This is a genomic window from Kitasatospora sp. MY 5-36, from assembly GCF_001182915.1.
Taxonomy (GTDB): domain Bacteria; phylum Actinomycetota; class Actinomycetes; order Streptomycetales; family Streptomycetaceae; genus Kitasatospora.
Genome location: NZ_LFVW01000346.1, coordinates 1 through 12,815, shown reverse-complemented (window position 1 = coordinate 12,815; position 12,815 = coordinate 1). Strand labels below are relative to the sequence as shown.

Genomic DNA, 12,815 nt, shown 5'->3' with positions numbered 1-12,815 from the left:
GCCCGCCGGGCCTCCTGCTCCGCCGCGCGGCGCTCCAGCAGCCGCAGCACGGACGCCGCCCGCACGTAGGCGGCCGGGCTGGCCGGATGCTTCGGACGGCTCGCGGCGAGCGCCTGCTGGGCCGCCTCGGCCTCCTTGAGCGCCTGCTCGGCCACCGCCACGGCCCGCTCGCGCAGCAGCCTGGCGATCTCGGTCTCGGCCTTCGCCAGCCGCGACTTCTCCGCCGTCAGCCGCCGCCCGAACCGGGTGGCCCGCTCCTCGGCGACCTCCGCCGCGTACTCGGCCTCGGCCAGCTGCTCCTCGAACCGCTCCTCGGCGCGCAGCCGCTGGGCCGCGGACGTCTCGGCGGCCGCCCGGGCCGCCTTGTCCCGCTGGCGCAGCAGCAGCGCGAAGCCGAGCGTCGCGATCACCGCCGCGACGCCCACCGAGCGCACCAGGACGGTGTCCTGACTGAAAAGCAGAGCGGCCAGTGCGGCGACCAGCAGCACGCCGGCGGCGGTGGGGGGAAAGACCCGGCCGAGGACGGAGGAATGACGGTGGCGTCCGCGAGACATGTCCAAGAAACTAGCGTGCGAATTGGGGGCCTGTCAGCCCAGGGTCCCCTTCCGCCCTTGACAGGGTGCGGTTTTTACCGCACGTGCCCGGATTCTCACGCAAGATCACGAAGAAAGCCCTGCTCAGCGGTGCCGACGAGGCCGACGGTGCCGGCGGGGCCGTCGAGGCCCCCGTGACGCCCGGGCGGCGCCCCGGCGGGGCCCCGGCCGCGTCTCAGCGGTGCGACGCCGCCGGACCGCCCGGGTCGTCGTGGTTCTCCGGCAGCTTGCACACGTGCTGGATCCAGAGCGCCGCCGCGATCACCGCGGCCCCCGCCAGCACCGCGAGCCCGGCCGTCACGGCCTGGTCCTTGCGGGCCGACACGTCCAGCTCGCCCAGCAGGTAGATCCCGGCCCCCGCGTAGATCCCGGTGACCACCGAGGAGACCAGCGCGCTGGCCTGCCCCAGCACCACCGCCCGGGCCGCCAGCAGCGGGTCGACCCCCTTCGCCCCGGGCTGCCGCTCGCGCACCGCCTTCAGCCGGGCCCGCAGCGACAGCGCGGTCGCCAGCAGGACCACCGCGACCGCCGCCAGCACCACCGGCGCCGCGGCCGGCACCGCAGGCAGCGTGTCCACGGAGGCCCACAGCTTGGAGCCGGCCCAGGACAGCGCCGTCGTGGCGGCGGTGATGCCGATCAGGAGGCGGAGGCGAAGCAGCTTCACTCGGAGGAGGTCCTTCCCGGGTACCCGAACCGGCCGCCCGCCCGGTGGCGCGGCGACGCCAGGCCACCGTACCGGGCCCGGCCGGGCGGGCACCCGCGTGAACGGCGGACACCTACTCGTACGGCCGGGCCCCCGGCCGAGTTCCCCGGGCAACGGCCCCGGTCACCGGCCTCCGGACCTACTCGGGCAGCGTCAGCCCGATGTCCTCGCGGCGCTTCACGCCCTGCGCGTCCGGACCGCCCAGCGCGGTCAGCAGCGCGTCCACCCGCCCGTGCCCGGGCACCTCGGCCTCCGGCTGGGCGTCCAGCCAGGGGGCGAGCACGAAGGCCCGCTCGTGCGAGCGCGGGTGCGGCAGCAGCAGCTGCGGGTCGTCGCTCAGCACGCCCTCGTAGGCCAGGATGTCGACGTCCAGGGTGCGCGGGCCCCAGTGGACGGTCCGCACCCGCCCGAAGGCGTCCTCGATGGCGTTGCCGCGCTCCAGCAGGTCCCGCGGGGGCAGCGAGGTGCGCAGCACCACGACCGCGTTGTAGTAGTTCGGCTGCTCCTCGGGCCCGCCGACGGCCTCGGTCTCGTACACCGCGGAGACGGCCTTGATCTTCAGCCCCGGGGTGTCGGCGAGCGCGTCGACGGCCCCCTGGAGGGTGTCCAGCCGGTTGCCCAGGTTGCTGCCGAGCGCGATCACCGCGCAGCGCTGGCTGTGCAGCGTGGTGTCGGCGGAGTCCACCCGGCTCTCCAGGTCGAACGCGTTCGGCGTGGCGGTCGGGTCACTGGTGCTCATGCGCCCGCCTCGCTTCGCTCAGCAGGGGCACTCACCCATGCGCACCTCTTGATCATCCGCTCGCTTCGCTCGCTCATCGGAAAACGTCCTCTACATCGGATACCGGGCGCGCGGTGGGGGTCATGCGCGGCCCCGGTGGATGGTCACGGTCACGTCGTCGAACGGCACGGTGATCGGGGCGTCCGGCTTGTGCACGGTGACCTCGACCTCCTCGACCGCTTCGTGCTTGAGGCACTGGTCGGCGATCCGCTGGGCCAGCGTCTCGATCAGGTCGACCGGCTCCCCGGCGATGATCGCGGTGACCTCCTCCGCCACCAGCCCGTAGTGCGCGGTGCGGGTGAGGTCGTCTCCGGCCGCGGCGGGGCGGGTGTCCAGGTGGAGCACGAGGTCGACCACGAAGGTCTGCCCCTCGACGCGCTCGCGCTCGAAGACGCCGTGGTGGCCCCGGGCTCGCAGCCCCCGCAGGGTGACGCGGTCCAGCAAACGAATCACTGCTCCCAGTCGGACGGGCCCCGCCCGGAGAAAGGCATGGACGGGCAGGGCGAAGGCGGGCGGCACGCCCGCCACTCCGTTTCGAATCTACCCGCGAGCACGGACAACGCCTGACCGTCCTACCCGGCACGAACCGACGCCACGCGCACCGATATGGCGATTGACGTGAACGTTCGGTGACCACTCGGAAATTCCCGGCGACTTCCCGGCACCGCATTTCCGCAAGTGCCGGAATCAGCTCTCCTCGTCGTCGTCCCCGCTGGTCAGAACGGGTGAACCGTGATGCGACCAGAGCTTCCACCCGGCCGGGGTACGACGGAACAGATTCGTCGACACGACCTTTCCGCCGACCAGCGGCCCGAGTTCCCCCTCCTCCTCCGACTCTCCGCCGGACAGGATGTTCTCGGTGCACGTGACAAGGGCCACATCACCGTGCACCTCGGCCTCGACATCGGTCAGGAAGAACTGGATGTACTCCGTGTTCATCATGATCAGCATGTACGAACGGGTCACCTGGGCCCGGCCGCGGAGCACCGGCCAGCCCGGGTGCACGCACACCACGCCACCCTTGTCGTCGGCGTCCGCGGCGCCCAGCCAGGCGTCCTCGACCGCTTCCAGGTCCCCCCGTTCCAGCGCCTCGTAGAGCCCCTGGTTCGCCGCCAGAACGGCCTCCAGGTCCGCCTCGCGGGCCCGCCCGGCCGTACCGCCGCTCAACCTGCCGTCACCTGTCACAGACCCTCCCTCACCCCAACCGCGCCGCGTGCTGCCAGGCCGCGACCACCCGGACGGCATCCGCCGTGCCGGACACGTCGTGCACCCGCACCGCCCAGGCTCCCGCCCGTGCGGACAGCACCGACACCGCGGCCGTCGCGTCGTCGCGCTCCCGGGCCGGGCGCAGTTCCCCGGTTGCCGGGTCGGCGAGCAGCGTACCCAGGAACCGCTTGCGCGAAGCCGCCACGAGCACGGGACGGCCGAGCGCGGTGAGCGCGTCCAGCCGGCCGAGCAGCGCCCAGTTGTGCTCGGAGGTCTTGGCGAAGCCGAGCCCCGGGTCGAGGATCAGCTGGTCCTCCTTGACCCCGGCCGCCAGCAGCGCGTCCACCCGGTCGGTCAGCTCGGCGACCACGTCCCGCACGACGTCGTCGTAGACGGCCATCCGGTCCATGTCGGCGGACTGCCCGCGCCAGTGCATCACCACGAAGGGCGCGCCGGTCTCGGCGACCACCCGGGCCATCGCCGGGTCGGCGAGTCCCCCGGAGACGTCGTTGACGATCGCGGCGCCGGCCTCGACGGCCCGCTCGGCGACCGAGGCGCGCATGGTGTCCACCGAGACCACCACCCCGGCGTCGGCGAGCTCGCGCACCACCGGGATCACCCGGCGCAGCTCCTCCTCCTCGGGGACCCGCTGCGAGCCCGGCCGGGTGGACTCGCCGCCGACGTCCACCAGGTCGGCGCCGCGAGCCCGCAGTGCGAGGCCGTGCGCGATCGCCTTGGCGGGGTCGTGCCACATCCCGCCGTCCGAGAAGGAGTCGGGCGTGACGTTGACCACGCCCATCACGGCGCAGCGCTCCAGTCGCGGCAGACCGGCCGGCAGGGAGAAGGAGGGCGAATCGTTCATGCTTCCCATTATCGAACGGGGCCCCCGCCGAGGATTCTCGGCGGGGGCCCCGTTCCGTGCCGTCGCGGCCCCGAAGGCCCGCGACGGGCCTCAGGCGGCCTCGGTGACCTCACGGGTCGACGGGACCGGCATCAGCCCCTCGCGCTGGCGCCGGCGGCCGAGACGCGGCATCCCGAGCGTGATGAAGGCCTCCGCCTGCATCGCGGCGAAGCCGATCCGCGGCAGGTCCCGGGTGCTCGGGAAGACCAGGAAGCGCGGCTCCCACTCGGGCTGGAACTTGGCGTTGAACTTGTACAGCGACTCGATCTGGAACCAGCGCGACAGGAACACCAGCAGCCCCCGCCAGGCGCGCAGCACCGGGCCGGCGCCGATCCGCTCGCCGCGGGCCAGCGCCGAGCGGAACATCGCGAAGTTGAGCGACACCCGGCGCACGCCCATCGCGGGCACCGCCTGCAGCGCGGCGACGATCAGCAGCTCGTTCAGGCCCGGGTCGGCGGCGCGGTCGCGGCGCATCAGCTCCAGCGAGATGCCGTCCGGCCCCCAGGGCACGAAGTGCAGCACGGCCTTCAGGTCGTCGCCCTCCTCGCCCTCCTCCGGGGCCTTGTGGGCGGTGACCACCACGCAGTCGTCGTCCAGCGGGTCGCCGAAGCGGCCGAGGGCCATCGAGAAGCCGCGCTCGGTGTCGGTGCCGCGCCAGCGGGCGGCGGCGTCGGCGATCCGGTACTTCTCCTCCACGGTGAGCTCGGAGACCCGGCGCACCTGGCAGGAGTAGCCGTTGCGCTCGATCCGCTTGACCATCTGGCGCACGTTGCGCATGGCCCGGCCGGAGAGCGAGAAGGACGCGGTGTCCACGATCGCCTCGTCGCCCAGCTCCAGCGCGTCCAGGCCCGCCTCACGGGTCCAGACCTCGCCGCCGACCTCGCTGCACCCCATCACGGCCGGCACCCAGGCGTGCTCGCGGGCCTCGGCCATGAACACCTTGATCGCACCCGGCCAGGCCTCGACGTCGCCGACCGGGTCGCCGGAGGCCAGCATCACGCCGGAGACCACCCGGTAGGAGATCGCGGCCTTGCCCGTGGGCGAGAACAGCACGCTCTTGTCGCGGCGCAGCGCGAAGTAGCCGAGCGAGTCGCGCTCGCCGTGCCGCTTGAGCAGCTCGCGGACCTTCTCCTCGTCCTCCGCCGTCAGCTCGGGCTTCGGCTTGCCCGGGCGCAGCGCCAGGTACGCGGTGGTGAAGGCGGTCAGCAGGCCGAGCCCGCCGAGCAGGTAGGCGACCAGGTCGGACATCCGGACGTTGTTGTACCGGATCGGGCCCTCGAAGCCGAACAGTCCGTACCCGACGTGCTGCAGGCGCTCGGTCAGGCCCGGGTGGCCGATCTCGTACTTGGTCCGGGTGCTCACGATCAGCAGGCCGAGCAGCACGCTGAGGACGCCCATGACGACCAGGTTGACCACCGCCCGCCAGCGGGTGCGCGGGTCGGCCTTGGCGTAGAACTCGCGCTGGTGGACCAGCATCACGGCGAGGACCACCAGCGAGACGACCGCCGGGCCGATCTGGTGCCAGCGCACGATGTGCAGCCCGGCGCTGACCGGCAGCAGCACGCAGACCGCCCGCCAGGCCCGCCGCTTGCGCCGGCGCAGCGCGTGCGCCAGCGGCACCAGCAGGATGCCGACCATCAGCGCGCCGACCGCCGCCAGGCTGGTGGTGCCGCCCGGCAGCTGCCCCGCGAAGGTGTGCACCTTCGTGTGCCGGAGCCTGGGGAACACCGCGCTGGCGATGTCCACGAGCCCGATCAGCAGACAGGCGTAGCCGACCGCTCCGGGGAGCCAGGCCCTCGGGACGGCGGACGCCTGGTTGCGCAGCGTCTGCAGGCCGCGGCGACGGCGCGGCGGCTGCTCGGGGCTCGGCTCAACGGACACGGGAACGCTCATGGAAGCTCAGCGTAGAGGCTGCGGTGCGGTGTCCGGTCACTCCGGGGGAGGACGCGTGATGGACCTTCATGCCTATTCCTTCATCAGGCAATGCGCATACCAAGGACCCGGAAACGGTCGGTAAACCGGGGCCGTGGTCGCGCTGCGGGTTGAGCCGGCGGTGGGAGCCGGGGGCCCGCCGCAGCGTGGCGCGACGGGACCCTCCGGGACGCGTTACGTACGGTGGACGCCGCATTCTAGGGCGCCGGTTGCCTCCGGCTCTCCCCGCCCTACCAGCCCGCCCGGGCATCCGGACAGCCTAGCCACGGTGGCCCGGCCTGACGGACCGCCAGACGATGAAGCCTGCACCGACAGTGTCCCACCGGAAGGCCGACGGCATGGAACTGACCAGCGACGCGCTGGTGAACTCGCTTCTCGCACTCGGCGCCGCGGCGGTCGTCACGACCCTGTGGCTCTGGCCGCGGCTGGCGCCGCAACGTCCGCTGCCGGTGCTCGGCCGGATCGGGTTACTGACGGTCGTTCAAGCCTCGGTCCTGGCCGTGCTCGCGCTGTCGGTGAACAACTCCTTCGGGTTCTACACCTCCTGGGACGACCTGCTCAGCCCCGGCGGCGCCAAGCTCGCGCTGGCCGGCAACGAGAACCACAGGGGCGGCACCCCGGTCCCCGACGCGCTGGTCCAGCCCACCACCGAGGGCGGCCTGGAGACCATCACCAACCTGCCGAAGGGCCCGCCCGAGGAGGTCGGCAGGATCGAGTCGGTCCGGGTGAGCGGCAAGGAGACGGGCTTCTCCGACCAGATGTTCGTCTACCTGCCGCCCGCGTACTTCGACCCGAAGCTCACCCTGGTCCGCTTCCCCGTCCTGCTGGCCATCGCCGGCTACCCGGGCACCACCCTGAACCTGCTGCACGAGCTGCCCCTCGCCCAGACCGCGATCGAGCTGCAGCGCTCCGGCAAGATGCCGCCGACCGTCCTGGTGATGGCCCGCCCGGCGGTCGTCCCGTCCCGGGACACCGAGTGCGTGGACGTCCCCGGCGGGCCGCGCACCGAGACCTGGTTCGTCAAGGACGTCCCCGAGGCCATCCTCAGCGCCTACCGGGTCGGCCGCACGGCCGGCTCCTGGGGCACCCTCGGCTACTCCACCGGCGGCAGCTGCGCGCTGCGCCTGGCGATGCGCTTCCCGAACGTCTACGGCAGCGCGGCGAGCCTGCACGGCGACTTCACCGTGCGCCAGGACAACTACACCGGCGGCGACCTCTTCAACGGCGACAAGGCGCTGGCCCAGCAGCACGACCTCGGCTGGCGGCTGCAGAACCTGCCGGTCCCGGCGCTCAACGTGCTGGCGGTCTCCACCCGCGCGGAGGGGGACTACCCGCAGACCGTCCAGTTCGTCGACCTCGCCACCAGGACCGCGGCGGCCAACCCCCAGTTCAAGATCGACTCGCTCTACCTGGACGACGGCGGGCACAACTTCGACAGCTGGACCAGGGAGCTGCCGGCCACCCTCGAATGGCTGGGCTCGCACCTCGGCTAGCGCACGTGGGTGACTACCCGCCGGTCGGCCCGCCCGGCCGGCGGCCCGGGGGAACGTATCGCGACCGCCCGTCGGCCCCCGCCGGGCGCGCCCGGACCCGCGCAGGAGGCACTGTGCTGAGCACCCGCTCGCTCTTCGACGAGATCTACCGCAACGACCAGGCGTACCAGCTGTTCTGCAGCATCGCGGCCGGCGGCGAGGACCAGGGCGGCTGGGAGAACGAGCGGATCGCCGCCCTCACCCGGGACCCGGTCCTCGCCCCGAAGGTCGCCCGGCACGGTGCCGACGAGCGCAAGCACGGCCGGATCTTCGCCCAGCTGCTGAACCGGCGCGGCCTGCCCAAGGTGCCCGTGCCCGACGAGACCGACTACTGCATGCTGCTGGAGCGCCAGGGCATCGGCCTCTCGCACGAACGGCTGAACAGCGACGTCCCGCTGACCGACCGCGAGCTCATCACCTACCTCGCGCACAGCCGGGTCACCGAGCAGCGCGCCGCCGAGCAGATGCGGCAGCTGGTCAGGGCGTACGCGGACAACCCGGCCCTCGGCCGGGCGATGCGGGTGATCTCCGCCGACGAGGACGACCACCTCGCCTACTGCCACGAGGAGCTGCTGCGGCTGATCTCCGAGGGCCACGGCCCGTACGTCCGGCACGCCCTGGAGACCAGCGCCCGGGGCGAGGTCCGCACCTACCGGGACGTCGGCCTCGCCGTCACCGCCCGGATGGCCCGGATCCTGCGCTGGCCGCGCTGGCAGCTCGCCCTGATCACCCTCGGGGTGCGCGCGCTCCACCTGTACGACCGCGCCTACGGCTGGCGCCGGATGGTCACGCTGCGGATGCCCGAGCACCGCAACGCGCTGGGCACCCCGGCTCCGCCGCACGCGGAGCACGAGGTGCCCGGTTCCTGAACCGTCGGCCCGGCCGGCGCCCTACCGGCCGATGATGAGGCTCATCGCCTCGGCCCGGGTGGCCGGGTCGCGCAGCTGGCCGCGCACGCAGGAGGTGATGGTCTTGGCGCCGGGCTTGCGGATGCCGCGCATCGACATGCACATGTGCTCGCACTCGACCACGACGATCGCCCCGCGCGGCTCCAGGATCCGCATCAGCGCGTCGGCGACCTGGCTGGTCAGCCGCTCCTGCACCTGCGGCCGGCGGGCGTAGACGTCGACCAGCCGGGCGAGCTTGGACAGCCCGGTGATCTTGCCGCTGGTGGACGGGATGTACCCGACGTGGGCCACGCCGCGGAACGGCACCAGGTGGTGCTCGCAGACCGAGGTCAGCTCGATGTCCTTGACCAGCACCATCTCGTCGTGGCCGAGGTCGAAGGTGGTGGTGAGGACGTCCTCGGGCTCCTGCCACAGGCCCGCGAATATCTCCTTGTAGGCGCGCGCCACCCGGGCCGGGGTCTCCAGCAGGCCCTCGCGGTCCGGGTCCTCCCCGACGGCGAGGAGCAGCTCGCGGATGGCGTTCTCGGCCCGCTTCTGGTCGAAGGTACCGACGGCGGGCGGACCGTCGAAGGTCACCGGGTCGATCATGCGGGCCTCGCTTATGTATCGGAAGACTCTGGCTGAACAGCACGGATGCCGCGCCTCCAGGGTACAAACCCTGGTGACGCGGCATCCATTCCCTACGGAGCGGGGGTCAGCCCTCGGTCGGCGGCTCGGTGGCCGGCAGCGGCGGGAGCTTCACGACGTCCACCGGAGCGGCCTCGCCGGAGGCGGCGCCGTTGGTGAGCGCCAGCTCCTTCGGGGACTGCACCGGAGGCCGGGTGGACGGCGTGCGGCGGGCGGAGCCCGTCCAGGCCGGCCGGGTCGGGCGCTTGACGATCGGGGCGAAGACCTCGGCGATCTGCTCCTTGTTCAGGGTCTCCTTCTCCAGGAGCTCCAGGACCAGGTTGTCGAGCACGTCGCGGTTCTCGACCAGGATCTCCCAGGCCTCGTTGTGCGCCGTGTCGATGAGCTTCTTGACCTCTTCGTCGACCAGCCCGGCGACCTCTTCCGAGTAGTCGCGCTGGTGGCCCATCTCGCGGCCGAGGAACGGCTCCGAGTTGTCCGAGCCGAACTTGATCGCGCCGAGGCGCTCGGTCATGCCGTACTGGGTGACCATGGCCCGGGCCGTCGCGGTGGCCTTCTCGATGTCGTTCGAGGCACCGGTGGTCGGGTCGTGGAAGACCAGCTCCTCCGCCGCGCGCCCGCCCATCATGTAGGCGAGCTGGTCGAGCATCTCGTTGCGGGTGGTGGAGTACTTGTCCTCGTCCGGCAGCACCATGGTGTAGCCGAGGGCCCGGCCGCGGGACAGGATGGTGATCTTGTGCACCGGGTCGCTGTACTGGCAGGCCGCCGCGACCAGGGCGTGGCCGCCCTCGTGGTACGCGGTGATCTTCTTCTCCCGGTCGGACATGATCCGCGTGCGCTTCTGCGGACCGGCCACGACGCGGTCGATCGCCTCGTCCAGGATGCCGTTGTCGATCAGCTTCTTGTCCGAGCGGGCGGTCAGCAGCGCCGCCTCGTTGAGGACGTTCGACAGGTCGGCACCGGTGAAGCCGGGGGTGCGCTTGGCGACGGCCGACAGGTCGACGTCGGGCGCGATCGGCTTGCCCTTCTGGTGCACCTTGAGGATGTCCAGCCGGCCCTGGAGGTCGGGGCGCTCGACCGCGATCTGGCGGTCGAAGCGGCCCGGGCGCAGCAGCGCCGGGTCCAGGATGTCGGGGCGGTTGGTCGCGGCGATCAGGATCACGCCGCCCTTGACGTCGAAGCCGTCCATCTCGACCAGCAGCTGGTTGAGGGTCTGCTCGCGCTCGTCGTGGCCGCCGCCGAGGCCCGCACCGCGGTGCCGGCCGACGGCGTCGATCTCGTCGACGAAGACGATCGCCGGGGCGTTCGCCTTGGCCTGCTCGAAGAGGTCGCGGACGCGGCTGGCGCCGACACCGACGAACATCTCGACGAAGTCCGAGCCGGAGATGGAGTAGAAGGGCACCCCGGCCTCGCCCGCGACGGCGCGGGCCAGCAGGGTCTTGCCGGTGCCGGGCGGGCCGTAGAGCAGCACGCCCTTGGGGATCTTGGCGCCGACGGCCTGGAACTTGGCCGGCTCCTGGAGGAACTCCTTGATCTCGTGGAGCTCCTCGACCGCCTCGTCCGCGCCGGCGACGTCGGCGAAGGTGGTCTTCGGGGTGTCCTTGGTGAGCAGCTTGGCCTTGGACTTGCCGAACTGCATGACCCGGGAGCCGCCGCCCTGCATCTGGTTCATCAGGAACAGGAAGACCAGGACGATGATCACGATCGGGAGCATCGACAGCAGCAGGCTGACGAAGGTGCTCTGCTTCTCCGGGCTGATCGTGTAGCCCTCGGCGAGCGTGCTCGAGTCCTTGTCGTTGACCTGGGCCTGGAGCTTGTCGGCGATGGCGACACCCTGGTCGCCGATGTAAGAGGCCTGGAACTTGGTACCGGACGGGGTCTTGCCCGTTCCGGCACTGGGCAGCGTGGCGCCGTCCTTGAGCTGGATCTTGATCGTGTTCGAGTCACCGGTGGTGATCTGCGCCGACTTGACGTTGTGCGCGTCGATCGCCGCGACGACCTGACCGGTGTCCACCGTCTTGTAGCCGTTGGAGTCCGAAACGACCTGCATCAGCACGATGACGGCGAGGACGGCCAGCACGATCCACATGATCGGCGCACGGAAGTATCGCTTGACGTCCATCCATGCGGGGCGTTGCCGCCCCGTCCCTCCTGCCACTCAACGGCGCCGGGGGGCTGTTGGGCCGCGGCGCAATCCGATTGGTGCTCATGTGAAGAGCGGTTTATTGGACCGTACCGCAGTCGGACCCACCCATGGCGGGAGCACGGCGAGACGGCTGTGGTTCTTTGTCCCCGGGGGTCCAACGGGCGGGAACGGCCTACTGTTCCCGCCCGTAACCCGAACGGGGCCGTCAGCCGCCGTAGACGTGCGGGGCGAGGGTCCCGATGAAGGGGAGGTTGCGCAGCTTCTCCGCGTAGTCCAGGCCGTAGCCGACCACGAACTCGTTGGGGATGTCGAAGCCGACGTACTTGACGTCGATCTCGACCTTGGCGGCGTCCGGCTTGCGGAGCAGCGCGCAGACCTCCAGCGAGGCCGGACCGCGCGAGCCCAGGTTGCCGAGCAGCCAGGACAGCGTCAGACCGGAGTCGATGATGTCCTCGACGATCAGGACGTCACGGCCGGCGATGTCGGTGTCCAGGTCCTTCAGGATCCGCACCACACCGGAGGACTTGGTGCCCATCCCGTACGAGGAGACGGCCATCCAGTCCATGGTGACCTGCGAGTGCAGGGTCCGGGCCAGGTCGGCCATGACCATCACAGCCCCCTTGAGGACGCCGACGATCAGCAGGTCCTTGCCTGCGTAGTCCCGGTCGATTCGCTCGGCCAGCTCCAGGAGCTTGGCGTCGATCTCGTCCTTGCTGATGAGCACCTTCGCGAGGTCAGCGCCCATGTCGTTCTGGTCCACCGGGGATACGTCCTCAAACGTTCGGGGTCTGTGTGGCCGGCGGTCGGCTCCCCCTGGGCATGCCTCGCCCGTCAGTCGCCCTGCCGCCGAAAGACCAGCGTGCCACACCTGCGGGTGGCCTCGACGCCCCCGGGTAGGTGCAGCGGGCCCTGTCCGCGCCATCCGGTGACCAGCAGGTCGATCGTCTCCAGGTGCCGGGCGAACAGGTCCCCGGCCGGACAGCCCGCCCGCAGCGCGGCCCGGCGCAGCACCCGGCGGCGCACCGCGGGCGGCAGTTCGGCCAGCTTCACGGCGTCCAGGGCGCCGTCGCCCGTACGGAGGTCGCGTTCGGCCAGTGCGGCCCACTGGTCGAGGGCGTCGGCGTCGTCGCGGAACAGCCGGGCGGTGCGGGCCAGCGCCTCGACCACCCCGCCGCCCAGGTGCTTCTCCAGGACCGGCAGCACCTCGTGGCGGACCCGGGAGCGGGTGTAGGCGGGATCACAGTTGTGCGGGTCGTCCCAGACCGGGATCGACTGGGCGGCGCAGGCCTGCCGGGTGGCCGCCCGGTCCAGCTCCAGCAGCGGGCGGCGGTAGCGGCCCTTCTGGGCGGGCATCCCGGCCAGCGAGCGGGAGCCGGAGCCGCGGGCCAGGCCCAGCAGCACGGTCTCGGCCTGGTCGTCCCGGGTGTGGCCGAGCAGCACCGCGATCGCGCCGTGGCGGTCGGCGGCCGCGTCCAGGGCGGCGTAGCGG

General features: G+C 71.9%; 12 protein-coding genes and 1 pseudogene. 2 read left to right on the top strand and 11 right to left on the bottom strand.

What is annotated here, in order from left to right:
- The 7 genes and pseudogenes from AE652_RS21720 to AE652_RS21690 all read right to left on the bottom strand — a co-directional run.
- A pseudogene (locus AE652_RS21720) lies at positions 1-554 on the bottom strand (hypothetical protein); the annotation flags it as partial.
- A gap of 214 nt (positions 555-768) precedes the next feature.
- Positions 769-1,257, bottom strand: coding sequence for a DUF3180 domain-containing protein (locus AE652_RS21715; RefSeq protein WP_049654061.1), 489 nt, complete (start codon positions 1,255-1,257; stop codon positions 769-771).
- Between the two features lie 178 nt (positions 1,258-1,435).
- Positions 1,436-2,035, bottom strand: a complete 600-nt coding sequence (gene folK / locus AE652_RS21710) for a 2-amino-4-hydroxy-6-hydroxymethyldihydropteridine diphosphokinase (RefSeq protein WP_049654060.1) — start codon at positions 2,033-2,035, stop codon at positions 1,436-1,438.
- 120 nt (positions 2,036-2,155) lie between these two features.
- The gene (gene folB / locus AE652_RS21705; RefSeq protein ID WP_049654068.1) at positions 2,156-2,515 is read right to left on the bottom strand and encodes a dihydroneopterin aldolase; all 360 of its coding nucleotides are present in this window, start codon (positions 2,513-2,515) and stop codon (positions 2,156-2,158) included.
- A gap of 246 nt (positions 2,516-2,761) precedes the next feature.
- On the bottom strand, positions 2,762-3,241 hold the full coding sequence (locus AE652_RS21700) for a nuclear transport factor 2 family protein (protein WP_049654066.1): 480 nt from the start codon (positions 3,239-3,241) through the stop codon (positions 2,762-2,764).
- Positions 3,242-3,269: 28 nt separating this feature from the next.
- A complete protein-coding gene (folP, locus tag AE652_RS21695) occupies positions 3,270-4,142 on the bottom strand; it encodes a dihydropteroate synthase (protein ID WP_049654059.1) in 873 nt (290 codons plus the stop codon).
- Between the two features lie 90 nt (positions 4,143-4,232).
- Entirely contained in the window at positions 4,233-6,074 is a 1,842-nt protein-coding gene (locus AE652_RS21690) for a phosphatidylglycerol lysyltransferase domain-containing protein (RefSeq protein ID WP_079272951.1), read from the bottom strand.
- A gap of 377 nt (positions 6,075-6,451) precedes the next feature.
- On the opposite strand from AE652_RS21690, the gene AE652_RS21685 reads away from it, so the two are divergent.
- The gene (locus tag AE652_RS21685; RefSeq protein ID WP_063780220.1) at positions 6,452-7,606 is read left to right on the top strand and encodes an esterase family protein; all 1,155 of its coding nucleotides are present in this window, start codon (positions 6,452-6,454) and stop codon (positions 7,604-7,606) included.
- Between the two features lie 113 nt (positions 7,607-7,719).
- Positions 7,720-8,514: a ferritin-like domain-containing protein gene (locus tag AE652_RS21680; protein ID WP_049654056.1), complete on the top strand. Its 795-nt coding sequence runs from the start codon at positions 7,720-7,722 to the stop codon at positions 8,512-8,514.
- A 21-nt stretch (positions 8,515-8,535) separates the two neighbouring features.
- On the opposite strand, the gene folE is transcribed toward AE652_RS21680, so the two are convergent.
- From folE to AE652_RS21660, 4 genes are all read right to left on the bottom strand, one after another.
- Positions 8,536-9,141 carry a GTP cyclohydrolase I FolE gene (gene folE, locus AE652_RS21675; protein ID WP_049654054.1) on the bottom strand — a complete coding sequence of 202 codons (606 nt, stop codon included), beginning with the start codon at positions 9,139-9,141 and terminating at the stop codon, positions 8,536-8,538.
- Positions 9,142-9,247: 106 nt separating this feature from the next.
- The gene (gene ftsH, locus AE652_RS21670) at positions 9,248-11,302 is read right to left on the bottom strand and encodes an ATP-dependent zinc metalloprotease FtsH (protein ID WP_049654053.1); all 2,055 of its coding nucleotides are present in this window, start codon (positions 11,300-11,302) and stop codon (positions 9,248-9,250) included.
- Positions 11,303-11,531: 229 nt separating this feature from the next.
- Complete coding sequence (hpt, locus tag AE652_RS21665) at positions 11,532-12,086, bottom strand: hypoxanthine phosphoribosyltransferase (protein WP_049654051.1); 555 nt, start codon at positions 12,084-12,086, stop codon at positions 11,532-11,534.
- A 71-nt stretch (positions 12,087-12,157) separates the two neighbouring features.
- A partial coding sequence (locus tag AE652_RS21660; RefSeq protein WP_049654050.1) for an ATP-binding protein occupies positions 12,158-12,815 on the bottom strand: 658 nt, incomplete at its 5' end.